13 protein-coding genes and 1 pseudogene are annotated in these 14,836 nt (G+C 70.9%); 6 read left to right on the top strand and 8 right to left on the bottom strand.

Translation table 11 applies throughout. From position 1 onward, the window contains the following. Positions 1-124: 124 nt before the first annotated feature. The gene (locus tag ACFU8V_RS05465; RefSeq protein ID WP_303708500.1) at positions 125-1,120 is read right to left on the bottom strand and encodes a siderophore ABC transporter substrate-binding protein; all 996 of its coding nucleotides are present in this window, start codon (positions 1,118-1,120) and stop codon (positions 125-127) included. A 100-nt stretch (positions 1,121-1,220) separates the two neighbouring features. Between ACFU8V_RS05465 and ACFU8V_RS05460 the strand changes: the two genes are divergently transcribed. The 6 genes and pseudogenes from ACFU8V_RS05460 (at position 1,221) to ACFU8V_RS05435 (ending at position 5,506) form a co-directional block, all read left to right on the top strand. Next, on the top strand, positions 1,221-1,988 hold the full coding sequence (locus tag ACFU8V_RS05460; protein ID WP_025104492.1) for a siderophore-interacting protein: 768 nt from the start codon (positions 1,221-1,223) through the stop codon (positions 1,986-1,988). A gap of 31 nt (positions 1,989-2,019) precedes the next feature. Further along, positions 2,020-2,421 (top strand): VOC family protein, encoded by a 402-nt coding sequence (locus tag ACFU8V_RS05455; RefSeq protein WP_378869607.1) that lies wholly within the window; start codon positions 2,020-2,022, stop codon positions 2,419-2,421. A gap of 274 nt (positions 2,422-2,695) precedes the next feature. Continuing rightward, positions 2,696-3,865, top strand: coding sequence for an RtcB family protein (locus tag ACFU8V_RS05450; protein ID WP_378869604.1), 1,170 nt, complete (start codon positions 2,696-2,698; stop codon positions 3,863-3,865). 145 nt (positions 3,866-4,010) lie between these two features. Further along, on the top strand, positions 4,011-4,286 hold the full coding sequence (locus ACFU8V_RS05445) for a hypothetical protein (RefSeq protein ID WP_025104495.1): 276 nt from the start codon (positions 4,011-4,013) through the stop codon (positions 4,284-4,286). Positions 4,287-4,296: 10 nt separating this feature from the next. Then, positions 4,297-5,051: pseudogene (locus ACFU8V_RS05440) on the top strand (SDR family oxidoreductase). Positions 5,052-5,095: 44 nt separating this feature from the next. Further along, positions 5,096-5,506, top strand: coding sequence for a VOC family protein (locus ACFU8V_RS05435; protein WP_025104497.1), 411 nt, complete (start codon positions 5,096-5,098; stop codon positions 5,504-5,506). 22 nt (positions 5,507-5,528) lie between these two features. Here the strand turns inward: ACFU8V_RS05435 and ACFU8V_RS05430 are convergent, their stop codons facing one another. The 7 genes from ACFU8V_RS05430 to thrC form a co-directional block, all read right to left on the bottom strand. Next, positions 5,529-7,043, bottom strand: coding sequence for a PucR family transcriptional regulator (locus ACFU8V_RS05430; RefSeq protein WP_371511112.1), 1,515 nt, complete (start codon positions 7,041-7,043; stop codon positions 5,529-5,531). Then, the gene (locus tag ACFU8V_RS05425; protein ID WP_025104499.1) at positions 7,040-8,068 is read right to left on the bottom strand and encodes a DUF917 family protein; all 1,029 of its coding nucleotides are present in this window, start codon (positions 8,066-8,068) and stop codon (positions 7,040-7,042) included. The genes ACFU8V_RS05430 and ACFU8V_RS05425 overlap by 4 nt, the downstream gene beginning before the upstream one ends. Before the next feature lie 10 nt (positions 8,069-8,078). Then, the gene (locus tag ACFU8V_RS05420; RefSeq protein ID WP_378869599.1) at positions 8,079-9,182 is read right to left on the bottom strand and encodes a DUF917 domain-containing protein; all 1,104 of its coding nucleotides are present in this window, start codon (positions 9,180-9,182) and stop codon (positions 8,079-8,081) included. Further along, positions 9,179-10,279 (bottom strand): DUF917 domain-containing protein, encoded by a 1,101-nt coding sequence (locus ACFU8V_RS05415; RefSeq protein WP_025104501.1) that lies wholly within the window; start codon positions 10,277-10,279, stop codon positions 9,179-9,181. Before ACFU8V_RS05415 ends, ACFU8V_RS05420 begins: the two co-directional genes overlap by 4 nt. 1 nt (position 10,280) lies before the next feature. Further along, the gene (locus ACFU8V_RS05410) at positions 10,281-11,828 is read right to left on the bottom strand and encodes a hydantoinase/oxoprolinase family protein (RefSeq protein WP_366216319.1); all 1,548 of its coding nucleotides are present in this window, start codon (positions 11,826-11,828) and stop codon (positions 10,281-10,283) included. 43 nt (positions 11,829-11,871) lie between these two features. After that, entirely contained in the window at positions 11,872-13,212 is a 1,341-nt protein-coding gene (locus ACFU8V_RS05405) for a cytosine permease (protein ID WP_025104503.1), read from the bottom strand. Positions 13,213-13,413: 201 nt separating this feature from the next. Further along, positions 13,414-14,817, bottom strand: a complete 1,404-nt coding sequence (gene thrC, locus ACFU8V_RS05400; protein ID WP_085603909.1) for a threonine synthase — start codon at positions 14,815-14,817, stop codon at positions 13,414-13,416. Between the last annotated feature and the right edge of the window lie 19 nt (positions 14,818-14,836).

Here is a 14,836-nt window from a genome sequence, read left to right as displayed (position 1 = left end):
GGCCGTAAAGGAGCAGCTGGGGAGCAAACAGAAGGGAGGAGGATCGGGGTGGGGGTGGAAGGGGGGAGGAGGGAGGGGGGGGGGCCGGCGGCGCCCCCCGGGTCGGGACCCCCCCCCACAGCCCTTACTTGTCGGCGCTCTTCTCGAGCGCGTCGGCGAGGTCGTTGAGGAACGTCGTGTACGTCTGGATGCTCTCGTTCAGGTAGGTGTCCGTGGGCATGTAGACGATCTGGTCGTCCTTCACGGCGGTCACGCCGGCGAGCGCCTCGGAGCTCTCGATGATCTCCGCCGCCTGCACGTAGTCCGGCGTCTCCGCCGCGAACACGGCATCCCGGTCGAGCACCAGGATCCAGTCGGGGTTCGAGGCGGCGATCGCCTCGACCGAGATCTCGTCGCCCTGGTGGTCGTCGGTCGCGTCGTCGACCTGCAGTGCCGGCGTGAGGCCGAGCATGTCGTAGATCGGTCCCAGCGAGCGGCCGACGGTCGGAGCGAGGTAGCCGATCTGCCCGCCCGAAGTGTTCACCGCCATGACGGTGTCGGCGTCGTCGTAGGCCGCCTTCGCGCGGTCCACAGCGGCGTCGAACTCCTCGACGAGCTTCTGGGCCTCGTCCTGCTTGCCGAAGATCTCGCCCAGGGCGGTGGTCTGCCGCTTGAGCTCCTCGTCGAAGGGCTCGCCGTCCCGCGGCTCCAGGTCGATGATCGTGGCGTCAGGGACGAGCTCGGCGATGGCCTCGTTGTGCTGCGTGAACCGCTGGCCGCTGATGATGAGGTCGGGGTCGGCGGCGACGATGGCCTCGAGGTCGGGCTCGGAGTGCAGGCCGATGTCGACGATGTCCTCGTCCTTCACGTAGGAGACGGTCTCCGGCATGAGGGAGACCGCGCCGGCGGAGAGCTCGATGCCCCAGTCGGAGAGGGTCTGGAAGGTCCGGTTGTCCAGAGCGACGACCGAGGCCGGCGGCGTGCTGATCTCGTGCGTGCCGGTGTTGTCCTCGATGGTCACGGTCCCCGATTCCGCCGTCGTCTCTTCGGGTTCGGCTTCGCCGCCGGACGCGCAGCCGGAGAGGGCGAGCAGGCCGACGAGAGCGACGCTCGTGGCGGTGAGGGTTCTGGGCACGGACATGGAGAGACTCCTGTTCTGCGGGGATGTGTGCGCCCTCGTGGGGCGCCGGTCCGACGGGCGGGCGAGCCGACCGCGTCGGTTTTTAGGTTAGCCTTACTTTATGAGCGATACGAAATCCGGTTTCTCGATCGAGCGTCGCGGCCTCGAGCTGCGCTTCCGCAACGTCACGCTGAGCGCCCGCGAATGGCTCGCTCCGGATTTCGTGCGCGTCCGCCTGTCCGGGCCCGACCTCGCCGGCTTCGACTCCCCGGGTTCCGACGACCACATGCGGCTCTTCTTCCCGAGCGGCCCCGTGGACTCGGTGGAGGAGCTGCGGGCCTCCCCGAGCCGCGAGTACACGCCCCTCGCCTGGGGTGACGACTGGCTCGACGTGGAGTTCGCCGTGCACGGCGATCAGGGCGTGGCCGCCCCGTGGGCCGCGAACGCCCCGCTCGGGTCGACCATCGGCGTCGGCGGGCCGCGCGGCGCCGCCGTCCTCACCGGAGAGCCGGGATCATGGCTCCTCGTCGGCGACGAGACCGCCATCCCCGCGATCCGTCGCTTCGCCGCCCTCATCCCCGCCGGCACCCCCGCACGCATCGTCATCGAGACGGTGTCGGCCGGCCGCGAGATCGAGATCGACGCTCCGGTGCCTGTCGAGTGGCTGCACCGCGGCGACGCGCCGGCCGGCTCCGCGCTGATCGCCTTCCTCGACGCGCTGACCGCGGACGACGTCGTGGGAGACGACCCGTTCGTGTTCATCGCCGCCGAGCAGTCCATCGTGAAGCCCGGCCGGGCCCTGCTCGCACGCTGGGGCGTGGACAGCGCGAACGCCGTCGTGAAGGGCTACTGGAAGCGCGGCGAAGCCGAATACCACGCTCCGCACTGACAGGCGACCGCTGCGCTGACAGACTGGGCGCATGGCTCTCCTCGATCACCTGGGCATCACCGTCGCCGACCTGGAGCGCGGACGCGCGCAGTTCCATCCCGTGCTCACCGCGCTCGGCTACGAGCTCGGTGGGGAGGACGATCACTCGATCTCCTGGCACACCGGCGACGAGACCGAGATCATCCTCTACACGTGGGACGACGATCCCACCCCTCACCGCCACGGCCGCGTCGGCTGGCAGCACATGGCCTTCGCGGTGCCGTCGCGCGCCGAGGTCGACCGACTCCACGACCTCGCCCTCGACGCCGGCTGGACCGCGGTGCGCGAGCCGAAGGAGTATCCGCGGTACAGCGAGCGGTACTACGCCTCTTTCGTCGAGGACGCCGACGGCATCCGGCTCGAGTTCATGTACAACCCGCCGAAGGACGCTTGACGCCCGGGCGTGTCGCCGCCTAGGGTGGCAAGGCTGTGCCGACCGGCGCCGCACACCAGCCGAGGAGACGACGGATGACCGCCCCGCGGAATCTTCCCCAGAACGTGGCATTGCCGCTTCCGCAGAAGCGCAATGACCGCGACGAGTCGTACCCTCCGGCGCGCGCCGTGTGACAGCATCCGCTCTCGCAACGCCCCGCACCGTCAGGTCCGGGGCGTTTTCCGTCGGAAGACTCCCTGACCTGTGGCCGGACACCACCACAAGGAAAGGAATCATGGAGAGGCTCTCCGCGCGGCTGCTGTCGTGGGCGTCCCTGATCGATGAGAAGACCCTCGATCAGGCCCGCACCACCTCACGCATGCCGTTCATCCACCCGCACCTGGCGCTGATGCCGGATGCGCACCTCGGCAAGGGCGCGACCGTCGGGTCTGTCATCCCGACGCTCGGCGCGATCATCCCCGCGGCCGTCGGCGTCGACATCGGCTGCGGCATGATCGCCGTCCGCACGCCGTTCACGAAGGACGACCTCGACGGGCGCGACCTCGCCGCGCTCCGGGAGCAGATCGAGCGCGCGATCCCGCTGTCCGCCGGGCGCTACAACAACAAGGTCGTGGCGACGGCCGCACCGCGCATCGCCGAGCTGGAGGAGCGAGCACGTGCGGCCGAGTTCGACCCCGAGGGCTACGCGAAGAACTGGCGGCTCCAGCTCGGCACGCTCGGCTCGGGGAACCACTTCATCGAGGTGTCGGTGGACGAGCTCGACCGGGTCTGGCTGTTCCTGCATTCCGGGTCCCGTGGCGTGGGCAACAAGATCGCCGGGCACCACATCGCGGTCGCGCAGCGGCTGGCGAAGCAGTGGTGGATCGACCTGCCCGACCCCGACCTGGCCTACCTCGTCGAGGGCACGCCGGAGTTCACGCGCTACATCCGCGAGCTCCGGTGGGCACAGCACTTCGCGCTGCTGAACCGCGAGGAGATGATGGACCGCGTCATCCGGCAGCTCTCCGACTTCCTCGGCGCTCCGGTCGAGGAGGAGGAGCGGATCAACTGCCACCACAACTTCACGGAGTCGGAGATGCACTTCGGAAAGCGCGTCTGGGTGTCCCGCAAGGGCGCGATCCAGGCGGACGCGGGTCGGCCCGGACTCATCCCCGGATCGATGGGCACGGCATCGTACGTGGTGGAGGGGCTCGGCGACCCGCTGTCGCTGAACTCCTCCCCGCACGGTGCCGGGCGGGAGTACTCGCGGTCCGCGGCGCGGAAGACGTTCACCCACGCGCAGCTGCGGGAGGCGATGGCCGGCATCGAGTTCCGGGACACCGACGCCTTCATCGATGAGATCCCCCAGGCCTACAAGCCCATCGATCGGGTGATGGAGGATGCGGCGAGCCTGGTGCGGATCCGGCACATGCTGCGACAGCTCGTGAACGTGAAGGGCGACTGACCGAGGGCCGGGTGAGGAGGGATCCTCACCCGGCCCTTCCTCCCGAATCCCCGCGATCTCCGGTGTCTCCACAGAGCGCGAGGGGCCGGGCGTGGCGTCCGCCAGGATGCTGGCAGGCTGAAGGATCCGGTGCCACGATGAGGGGATGGAAACCATGGACGGTGCGCAGGTCTGGACCATGATCGGCGCGTTCACTGCGCTGATGATGGGCATGCTCACGGTCGTCTCGACGCTGTTCATCCGCGTCCTCCGCAGCGAGATCGGGGGCCTGCGGAACGAGATGACCGCGCGCTTCGATGCGGTCAACACCCGCTTCGACGCGGTCGGCACGCGCATCGACGGCGTCAACGCCCGCATCGACGGGCTCGACCGTGATGTGCAGGCGCTCGTGAAGCGCACTTTCGGGCTGGATCGGGAGTGAGGATCGACGCATGAGGATCGTCGTCGCAGGAGGGACCGGCGTCGTCGGCACGCCCACGGTGGAGGCCGTCCGGGGCGCCGGTCATGAGGCCGTCGTGCTCAGTCGTTCGCACGGCGTCGATCTGGTCAGCGGGCGCGGGCTGGAGGCGGCGCTGACCGGAGCCGATGCCGTGATCGATGTCGTGAGCGTCGAGACCCTGAAGGCGAGCACGGCGATCGAGTTCTTCACCGCCGCCACCGGGAACCTCCTCGCCGCCGCCGCGGACACCGGCGTGGGACACGTCGTCCTGCTCTCCATCGTCGGCATCGACCGGATCCCCTACGACTACTACGCGGGCAAAGTGGCCCAGGAGAAGCTGGTCTCCGCGTCCGCCGTCCCACGATCCTCCGAGCCACGCAGTTCCACGAGTTCGCCGCGCAGATGTTCGCGCGCGCGAAGGCGGGGCCGCTGCATCTCGCCCCGCGTGCGCGCACGCAGCCGGTGGCGGCCCGCGAGGTCGCGGAGCGGCTCGTCACGCTCGCGATCGGGGACGCGCAGGGTCGAGTGCCTGACTTCGCCGGCCCCCGCGAAGAGCAGCTCGCCGACATGGTGCGGGCGTTCGCTCGGCGCATCGGGTACCGAGGCTGGATCCCGGCGCTGAACGTGCCCGGCCCGCAGATGGCGGGGATGCGCGCGGGGAAGGCGCTGCCGGGACCGGATGCCGTGCGCGGGACGCAGACGTTCACGGAATGGCTTGCCGAGGCGGTGCCGGCGCGCGCAGACTGAGGAGGGGCGGGGGTCTTCCAGCAGTCGAGCGACCAGGAGCACGCATGGCGAACCTCAATCCCTACCTGTCCTTCCGCACCGAGGCCCGCGAGGCCATGGAGTTCTACCGGGGAGTCCTCGGCGGAGATCTCGACATCACGGTCTTCGGCGACTTCCCCGACATGGTGCAGGATCCGAGCCAGAAGGACCTCGTGATGCATGCGCAGCTCACGACCCCCGACGGCCTCGTGCTCATGGCCTCGGACACCCCGGAGGGCATGACCTACGAGAAGCCGCAGGGCGTCTCCGTGTCCCTGAGCGGCAACACCCAGGAGGTCACCCGGCAGGTGTGGGACCGTCTCTCCGAAGGCGCCACGATCACGATGCCGCTCGATGTGCCGCCGTGGGGCGGGACGTTCGGGATGCTCGTCGACCGCTTCGGGATCGCCTGGATGCTGCACGGCGACCCGGAGTGACCCCGGACGGTGTGCTCCGGGCTCAGCCCGGCAGCACCGCCCGGCACGCGAGATGCAGCGCCAGCCGCGCCTCGGGGTCGTTCATGTCGATCCCGAGGAGCTCCTGCACCCGGCGGATCCGCACGGCCACCGTGTTGCGGTGCAGCCCGAGAGCGGCCGCGGTGGCCGCGATGCCGGACTCGTGGTCGAGGTAGGCCGACAGGGTCCTGAGCAGTTCCCCGTTCCCCTCGGCCAGAGGGGCGAGCAGCGACTGCGCGGCCGGGACGAAGGTGTCGTTGCCGGTCCAGGCGAGCAGGAGCTGTTCGAGCCCGAGGCTGTCGACGCGGACGAACCATCCGGTGGCCGACCGGGCCGCGGCGATCCGTGCGGCGTCGCCGGCTTCGTCGAGGGTCGCCGCCAGTCCTTCCGGCCCGGTCTGCGCCGAGCCCACCCCGGTCGCCACGGCGAAGTCGCGCAGTGCCGTGAGGTGGAGGTCGCGCAGTGCCGTCACGGCCCGCTCGATGCGATCGGGCCCCGGGGCCTCAGCGAACGAGAGCCAGCCGCTGAGGCCTCGACCCGCCGTGGTCGCGTGCGCCTCGGCGTCGATCGCGCTGAGCCCGGGCCTGATCGCACGGAGGAGTGCGAGCGGCTCCACCCGGCTGCGCGCCACCATGCGGAAGCCGAGGTGATGCCCGCCGGTGCGCCACCCCCGCTCCGCCATGCGCCGTTCCACATCGGCATCGGCGGCTCCGCGGAGCTCGACGAAGTCCCGCAGCAGCCCCGACGATGCCGCGACGTCGTTGACGGCCGCGATCTCGTCGATGAGGATGCGGGCGGCCACCGCGGGCATGGCGACCTCCGCGGCCACCAGGAGCGACCGCAGCTGTGCCTCTCCGAAGCCGTGGCCGAACAGGACGAGACGCAGACCGGACCGGCCGGGGCTGTCCACCCGCACCGAGGCGGCCGCGCCCTCCCCCGCCCTGGCACTGTCGCTCCACGCGTCGAAGCGGATCGCCGCGTGCAGTTCGGCGTCCAGGTGTCCGCCGGCTTCACGGAGAACTCCCGCGGCATCGACGAGGGCGACGCCCAGACCGAGGTTCGCCGCGAGGTGTCCGAGCAGGTCGCCGAGGTCGTCGGCGGCGTACTCGAACGACTGCGCGACCTTGCGCACCCGCGTGAGCGTCAGAGCGTCGCGGGCCTCGATGAGCATCCAGCAGGCGCGGGCGAGCTGGACCGGCCTCTCGACATCGAGCAGGGCGAGACCGATCCGGTCCGCGAGGCGGAGCGCCCCGGGGTCGACACCGGCGGCACCGGGGAGGGCGAGCCCCGTGAACCCGCGGTCGCGGACCCGGCGCAGCATCGCGTCCTGCTGCCAGGTGGCGATCGGCGCCCCGGACGTGAGGATCGCGAGCCGGCCGATGCCCTCGTCGGGCAGGTCGGACTCGCCGGCTTCCACCACCACCGCGTCCCACGCGACATCCCGCGGGCCCGCGACGTGGCGGAGGACGCCGTTCTCCTCCTGCGCCAGCAGCGCCGGCAGCGCGAGCGCCCCGCTCACGCCGCGTCCAGATCGACGAGCCCGTAGGCGGAAGGCACCACCCGGGCCCGACGCTCGGGGCGGGCGTTCCACCATGCGGGAGCGGGGAGGGCGAGGGCCGCCACGGTGCGCCCGGGGGCCAGCTCGGTGACTTCGAGGACGTCTCGGGACACGGCATCCAGGAGGACGATGATCTCGGGCGCCGCGGCCACCAGCAGGCCGTCGGTGAGCACCGCGAGGGTCTCGGACCGGGTGACGATGCGGTGCACCGCTCCGCCGAGTCCGGCGATCTCGACCGCGTTCACGTGCGGGTCGGCTGCGGAGGACGCGGTGGTCACGATGCGGCCCTCGGCGAGCAGCGTCCCCCCGAGCACCTCGGCGAGGACCGGCAGCGGTGCCGCCCGGTGCACCAGGAAGCTGCGGCCGAGGGCGAGCGCGCGGGCGAGGTGGTCGGCGATGGCGTGCTCGCGCAGATCGCCGACGGTGAAGCCGGCGAGAACGGCGCAGCCGACGCCTCCGGCCTGGATGATGGCCGAACGCACCACACGCTCCGCATCGATCGCCCTCGTCGCCTCCACGAGCGCCACCCCGTCGGCCCCGGTCTCGCACGCGAAGACCAGTCCCGGCACGCGGTCGACGAACAGCGACATCTGATCGAGTCCCGGCACCGCACGCCCCGTGCAGTCGGCGTCCACCACGGTGTGCGATCCGGCCAGAGTGAGCGGCGCGAGGCCGTTCATCCCTCCACCCTCGAGCGAGCACACCGCCGGGACGGGATGCCCGAGCCATCTCTCCACCGCCCGCAGCAGCGGGGCGAAGGGCGCGGCACCGGGCATCCGCTCGCCGAGCAGCATCGTCGACCCGACGAAGGCCACGCCGAGACAGGGCGTGGCGGGGTCCAGCGCGTCCACCGGCGCGACGTCGAGGGGCCAGGGCGCGGTGGTGCCGAGGATGAGTTCGAGCATCGTCGTGGACCCGCCGCCGCCGGAGCCGAGCAGGGCGTACCCGCGGGCGAGCGCCTCCAGGTCGTCCCGCTCCAGCCTCATGGGATCCAGCCTAGGACGCGGCCATCCCCTCGACGGGAGCGAACTCCTCGGTCAGGCCGAAGGCGGAGGGCCCGAAAGCGGCCAGAGCCTCGGGGGTGCGCATCATCGCCGGCGTCGAGATGCCGAGCACCCGGACGCGCTGACCGTAGCGGAGGCCCTCCGTGGTGATGGGCTCGGCGGTCTCGTGGTCGACGACGCAGATGAGATCGGGAACGATCGCGACGAGCCGTCCAGCCCGCCGCGCGGTGAGGTTCTCGTTCTGGAAGGCGATCTCGAACGTGTCGTCCTCCGCGGCGCCGAGCGGAGCGATGACCGCCCGCCCTTTCGCGAAACCCTCGGTGGTCCGTCGTTCGACATCCACCACCTTCCCGACGCAGAGCTCGCGCACATGCGGGTAGAGCGTGGTCGCGAGCGTCGCGGCGATCGCCTCGAACGGCGAGCGGTGCTCTTCCCGGGCGAGCCGGATCGCTCGGCCCAGGGCGAGAGCCATCGAGATGGTGCGCGGCACCGCCGTGCGCCGCACGTCGGCCCCGGTCATGGCGTACTCGGCGATGTGACCGACGCCACCCAGCCGGATCGTGATGCCGCGGGCGAGCCACTCCATCTGACGATCGTCGTCTCCCGTGTCGATGACGACGCGCTCCCCGCGCTCTCCGGCGAGCGCGAGCGGCGAGCCGTGCACGCCGTAGACCGCGAAGGTCTCCATCGACAGCTCGGGGAACGCCCGGCCCATGCCGTCCGCGTCCACGACCGGAAGACCGGTCTCCGCGGCGACGATGAGCGGGATCATCGAGTTGATCCCCCCGCACTCGATCGGCATGGTGGCATCGGCCCGGCGTCCCAGGTGGTCCTCCAGGGTGCGCAGGGCGAGGGTGGGTTCGATGCCGGCGGGGATCTTCTCGACCATCACCGTCGGCGCCCCCATCTGCGCGGTCGGGATGACGAAGAGGTCGTCGGCGAGGTCGTCCGGGTCGAGGATCGTGATCGCCCCGTCGCCGAGCACCCGCTCCACCAGCATCTTGCCGATGTAGGGGTCGCCCCCGCCGCCGGTGCCGAGCAGCGTGGCGCCGCGGGCGAGGTCGGGCAGGTCTGCCGCGGTCAGCTCCCAGCTCATGCGGCGGCCCCTGCCGCGGCGTCTCCGGCGGAGACCGTGCCGTCGAACCGGTGCGCCGGGATGTCGTAGCCGAAGTACCCCGGGCCGACCATCGCGAGAGCCGCGTCCGAGTGCCAGCGCTCGTCAGCGGGAGCGGCGATCACGCGGACGCGCTGGCCGTAGCGCAGCCCCTCGGTCGTGACGGGCTCCCCCGACTCGCCGTCGAGGACCATGATGAGGTCGGGGGTGGTCGCCAGCACCCGCCCGTCCGCCTCCGCGACGAGGTGCTCGTTCTGGAACTGCAGCGTCAGCGAGGCTCCGCTCTCTCCGTCGATCCGTGCCCGACCGCGCGCGAAGCCGGTCGTCGTGGCCCGGTTCACGTCGGCGACCTTGCCACCGAACAGCTCGCGACCGCCGAGGAGCTCGACGACGGCGGCGACCGGGTCGGTCTTCGCCTCGCGGGCCTCCGCGATCCGCTGACCGATGTCGATGCACCGGGACAGCGATCCCGCCACCAGCGACTGGCGTGCGGCGGCACCCGACATCGAGAAGCCGGAGATCATGACGGAGCAGCCCATCTCGACGCACGCGACGCGGGCGATGCGCTCGGTCCAGGAGTTGTCGGCGGTCTGCAGCACCCCCGTGTTCCCCTTCTCGTCGCTGAAGGCGAGCGGCGAGGCCGTCACGCCGTACAGCGTCGGGAGCACCATCTGCAGCTCGGGGAAGGCGCGACCCATGCCGTCCGCGTCGACGAGCGGCAGCCCGAGCGCGGCGGCGGCGGCGATCGGGATCGTCGAGTTCACGCCGCCGACCTCGGCGCAGGCGATGTGGGTGACCGGGCGGCCGAGGTGGATCCCGAGCGCCTTGACCGGCTCGATGACCTCCGCGAGGCTCGGCAGCTTCTCGACCATGACGGTGGGCGCGCCCATCATGGCGACGAACAGCACGAGGGCGTCGTCCGGCACCTCGTCGAGCGCCACGACCGTGACGTCTCCCGAGGCGAGGGCCTGGCGGGCGAGGAGCGCGCCGATGTACGGGTCGCCGCCCCCGCCGGTGCCGAGCACGGCCGCGCCGCGAGCGAGACCGTCGATGTCGGCCGCGGTGATCGTCGTGCTCATGTCAGGCCCCCATGTCGAGGTCGCCGACGGCCTTCACGCGGATGCGCGTCGCGTTGCCGGGAAGATACGGAATGGGGACCTCGTCGAAGTCGATGATCGACACCGTCGCGGGCTTGGCGCCGGCCGCGATGGCCTTGTCGACGGCCTCGGCGCGCACCTCCGCGATCGTCTCGTCGCGACGGCCCGGCTCGATCGCGTAGACCTTGTCGATCTCGCCGCCGACCTGGGCGATCGAGGCGCCGATGGCGTTCGCGACCGCATAGTTCTCCGGGCGATGGACGGTGCCGAACAGGGGCAGCTCGTCGGGCAGCAGGATGGACCCGCCGCCGACGGCCACGACCGCGATGGGCTCCGGCGACGTGCGCATGCGGTCCACCGCCTCCGCGACGCGCTCCGCGATGCGGGCGAGCACGCGCTCCACGAACGCGGGGTCGAGGTGCGCGACCTTGGCGGGATCCCCCACCTGCGCACGACCGGCGGCGACCGCGATGTCGGTGGCCGTGAGGGTCGAGCCGCCGAAGACCAGAGCCTCCGTCGTCAGCCGGTATCCGACCGAGGCCGGACCCACCTCGGCCGTCTCCTCGTCGACGATGCTGCCACCGCCGATGCCGAGGGAGAGCACATCCGGCATGCGGAAGTTCGTGCGGATGCCGGCGACCTTCACCTCGTTCGCCGTCTCCCGGGGGAAGCCGTTGATGAGCAGGCCGATGTCGGCGGTGGTGCCGCCCACGTCGATGACGGCGCAGTCGACAAGGCCGCTGGTGGCCGCCGCCCCGCGCATCGAGTTGGTGGGGCCGGAGGCGAAGGTCGCGACCGGGTACCGGCGCACGTAGTCCTCGTCCATGAGCGTGCCGTCGTTCTGGCTGAGGAAGATCGGCGCTTCGATGCCCTGCGCACGGACCGCCGAGGTGAGCCCGTCGACGATCTCCGACGCGAGCTCGCGGAGGGCGGCGTTGATGATCGTCGCGTTCTCGCGCTCCAGCAGTCCGATGCGGCCGATCTCATGCGACAGCGAGATGGCGGCGTCCTCTCCGAGCACCGAGGCGACGATCTCGGCCGCCTGCACTTCGAGGTCGTGGTTGACCGGGCTGAACACCGACGAGATGGCCACCGAGCGGATGCCGTTCGCCTTCATGTCCTCGGCGTGCGCGCGGATCTCGTCGGGGTCGAGCGGCGAGATCGGGCGGCCGTCGAACTCGTAGCCGCCGTGCGCCAGGTAGCTGCGTGCCTGGGTGGCCGCGACGAGAACCTCCGGCCAGTCGATCAGCGGCGGCAGCGCGCGCGTCGCGGGCAGGCCGAGTCGAAGGGCCGCGACCGGAGCGAGCCGGCTCGCCTGCACGAGCGCATTGATGAAGTGCGTCGTGCCGATCATCACCGCGTCGATGTCGCCGCCCTCGAAGGAGTGCCTCGCACGGAGGTCTGCGATGGCCTGGACGATCCCGCTCGTCACGTCCGGGGTCGTGGAGTGCTTGACCCCGGCCAGGGTGCGGGTGCCGTCCATGAGGACGGCGTCGGTGTTGGTGCCGCCGACGTCGATGCCGATGTGCATGATGCTCGCTTTCGTGGAGGTGGTTCGTGTCCGGCGGGTCTGCTCAGACCGCGGCGGGGGCGCTGTCGACGGGGTCCGCCTGCCGGGTGGTCGCGACGCCGACGCCGCGCACCCAGCCGAGCTTGCCGGCGACGATGTAGAGCACCATCGACAGGAAGAGGCTGAGCAGCGAGGGGATGCCCCAGGTCACGAAGTAGCCGACCAGCGAGGACACCAGCCAGACGACGATCGTGGCCGGGACGATCCGGGGCGCGGTGCCGGGCAGTGTGCCGGCCTCGCGGGTCGCGTCGAGCTCGGGACGCCAGCGGCGCACCACGTAGTACTCGGCGACCATGATCCCGGCGATCGGCGGGAACGCGACGCTGAGCACGACGAGGAACTCGGTGAACTGGCCGAGGATGCCGACCGCCGCAAGCACCGATCCCACCACGCCGAGGACGATGGTCGTGGTGACGCGGTGGAGGTTCTTCCCGAAGGCGGTGGAGATGAAGTTCACCAGGCCGAGCGTGGAGGAGTACAGGTTCCAGTCGTTGATCTTCAGCGTGCCGGTGAGGACGATGAACAGGCCGACGAACCCGACGGACGAGGTGACGATGGCGACGATGTCGCCGGTCGCCGCCGCGTGGGCGAGAAGCACGCCGGCGAGGCCGATCACGAACTCGCCGAGGGAGACGCCCAGCACCGTCTGCTTGACGACGTCGGCGCGGGAGCGGTTGAAGCGGGTCATGTCGCCCGTGATGATCGCGCCGACGATGAGACCGCCGGCGACGATGCCGGTGCCCGCCCAGACGCTCATGGTCGGGCCGGGGGCGGGGCCGGTGAGCAGCTCGCCGATGTCGTGGCGGGTGAGCTCGGAGATGACGGACCACCCCACGAGGATCAGGAACAGCGGCACGGTGATGTTCGCGAGCCACTGCATCCCGACGAAGCCGAAGGCGACGATCGCGGTGACGGCGAGGCCGAAGATGAGGCTCCACGCCCAGACCGGCAGGGCCCCGGGCATGAGCGCGTCGAGCGACTGCGCGGAGATGGCGGACTGGATGCCGAACCAGCCGATGAGGCTGATGCCGATCGCGAGGCCGACGAGCGAGGCGCCGATCTCGCCGAAGCCCGTCCAGCGGGCGAGGAGCGCGGTGTTCAGGCCCTCACGCTGGCCGATGAAGCCGACCACGCACATGATCACCTCGAGGATGAGCGAGCCGAACAGGAAGGCGAGGACGGCCTCGCCGAAGGTCATGCTGTAACCGAGGGTCGCGCCGAGGAGGAACTGCGAGAGGGCGGAGACCTGTCCGAATCGCTGGACGGCGATTCCGAACCAGGGCTTGCGGGCCTCAGGAGTCACTCGGGAGAGCGCGAAGTCGTCTGCGTGCGCCGTGCGTGCCATGGGGAGTCCTTCGGGAGGAGGATACGGGTTGCCCGCCACGGTACTCACCCCCGTCCCCTCCCCGACATGTGCACTCCGCCCCGATCCCCCTTCCCTCTGTGCACACTGCCCATTTCCGCCGAGACCCCGGGTTCACGTCGAAACCCCCTGTCTCCGGCGTCCGGGACAGGGGGTTTCGGCGCGAAAGCGGGGTCTCGCGGGTCAGTGGAGGGCGTTCTCCTCGATGAAGGCACGGAGAGCGCGCTCGTCGTCGGGCATCTCGGTCACGTGCTGGGGGGCGTCGAGCATGGCGCGCAGCTCGGGGGCGTACGCCAGCTCGACCCCGATGGCCTCGTGGATCGTCTCGGCGAACTTCTCGGGCTTGGCCGTCTCCAGCACCAGCATCGGCACTCCGGGCTCGACATACTCCCGCGCGACCTTCACGCCGTCGGCGGTGTGCGGGTCGATCACCTCGCCGGAGGCCTCGTACACGTCGCGGATGGTCGCGAGCCGGTCCTCATGCGTCGAGGTGCCGCTCACGATGCCGAACTCCTCCGCGAAGCGCGCCTGCTCGGCCGAGAAGTCGAAGAAGCCCTGGGCCTCCAGGTCGTCCCACGCGCCGACCACTCGCGCCGGATCGCGGTCGACGAGCTCGAAGATGAAGCGCTCGAGGTTCGACGCCTTCGAGATGTCCATCGACGGGCTCGAGGTCGCCAGCGTCTGGGCGGCGCTGCGGGGGCGATACACCCCCGTGCGGAAGAACTCGTCGAGCACGTTGTTCTCGTTCGCGGCCAGGACGAGGCGTCGGATCGGCAGTCCCATCTGCTTCGCGAAGAATCCGGAGAGGATGTTGCCGAAGTTCCCCGAGGGGACGGTGAACGACACCTCGGCCCAGCCGCCGGCGTCGGTCGCGCGCAGCCACGCCCAGAAGTAGTAGACCGTCTGCGCGGTGATGCGGGCGAGGTTGATCGAGTTCACGGCGCCCAGGTGCTGAGCGCGCTTGAAGTCGAGGTCGCCGGCGAGCTTCTTCACGAGGTTCTGGCAGTCGTCGAAGACGCCCTCCACCGCGATGTTGTGCACGTTCGCGTCGTCGAGCGAGAACATCTGCGCCCGCTGGAACGCGCTCATCCGGCCCTGCGGCGACAGCATGAACACCGCGACGCGCTCCTTGCCGCGCAGGGCGTGCTCCGCGGCCGAGCCGGTGTCACCAGACGTGGCACCGAGGATGTTGAGGACCGAGCCCTGGCGCTCGAGCGTGTACTCCAGCACCTGCCCGAGGAACTGCATGGCCATGTCCTTGAACGCCAGCGTCGGGCCCTCGGAGAGGCCGACCAGCGTGAGGTCGTCGTCCACGCGACGCAGCGGGACGACGCCGTCCGGGAAGTCCGCGTACGCCGCCGCCGTCATCCGGGCGAGGTCCTCCCGCGGGATGTCGGTCGCGAAGAGGCCGAGCACCTCGGTCGCCAGCTGCGGATAGGTCAGGGCCCGCCAGCGCTCGAGCGTCTCGCCGTCGACCTCGGGCATGACGTCGGGGACGGCCAGGCCGCCGTCGGGCGCCAGGCCCTCCAGCAGCGTCTCGCTGAACGACTGCGGCTGCATGCCGCCGCGGGTGGAGATGAACGGCACGTGTGCTCCTCGGCTCGGG

It is taken from the genome of Microbacterium sp. NPDC057658 (assembly GCF_042799975.1).
Lineage (GTDB): Bacteria > Actinomycetota > Actinomycetes > Actinomycetales > Microbacteriaceae > Microbacterium.
Note: the sequence above shows the minus strand (reverse complement) of the source record. Positions and strands in the feature narration are given on the sequence as shown.

What these genes read in the sequence shown, in the direction of transcription:
- ACFU8V_RS05435 (WP_025104497.1), top strand. Translation starts at nt 5,096, where the DNA reads ATGGCGAACCTCAATCCCTACCTGTCCTTCCGCACCGAGGCCCGCGAG.
- ACFU8V_RS05410 (WP_366216319.1), bottom strand. Translation starts at nt 11,828, where the DNA reads ATGCACATCGGCATCGACGTCGGCGGCACCAACACCGACGCCGTCCTC.
- ACFU8V_RS05445 (WP_025104495.1), top strand. Translation starts at nt 4,011, where the DNA reads ATGGAAACCATGGACGGTGCGCAGGTCTGGACCATGATCGGCGCGTTC.
- ACFU8V_RS05415 (WP_025104501.1), bottom strand. Translation starts at nt 10,279, where the DNA reads ATGAGCACGACGATCACCGCGGCCGACATCGACGGTCTCGCTCGCGGC.
- ACFU8V_RS05450 (WP_378869604.1), top strand. Translation starts at nt 2,696, where the DNA reads ATGGAGAGGCTCTCCGCGCGGCTGCTGTCGTGGGCGTCCCTGATCGAT.
- ACFU8V_RS05420 (WP_378869599.1), bottom strand. Translation starts at nt 9,182, where the DNA reads ATGAGCTGGGAGCTGACCGCGGCAGACCTGCCCGACCTCGCCCGCGGC.
- ACFU8V_RS05425 (WP_025104499.1), bottom strand. Translation starts at nt 8,068, where the DNA reads ATGAGGCTGGAGCGGGACGACCTGGAGGCGCTCGCCCGCGGGTACGCC.
- ACFU8V_RS05455 (WP_378869607.1), top strand. Translation starts at nt 2,020, where the DNA reads ATGGCTCTCCTCGATCACCTGGGCATCACCGTCGCCGACCTGGAGCGC.
- ACFU8V_RS05405 (WP_025104503.1), bottom strand. Translation starts at nt 13,212, where the DNA reads ATGGCACGCACGGCGCACGCAGACGACTTCGCGCTCTCCCGAGTGACT.
- ACFU8V_RS05460 (WP_025104492.1), top strand. Translation starts at nt 1,221, where the DNA reads ATGAGCGATACGAAATCCGGTTTCTCGATCGAGCGTCGCGGCCTCGAG.
- ACFU8V_RS05465 (WP_303708500.1), bottom strand. Translation starts at nt 1,120, where the DNA reads ATGTCCGTGCCCAGAACCCTCACCGCCACGAGCGTCGCTCTCGTCGGC.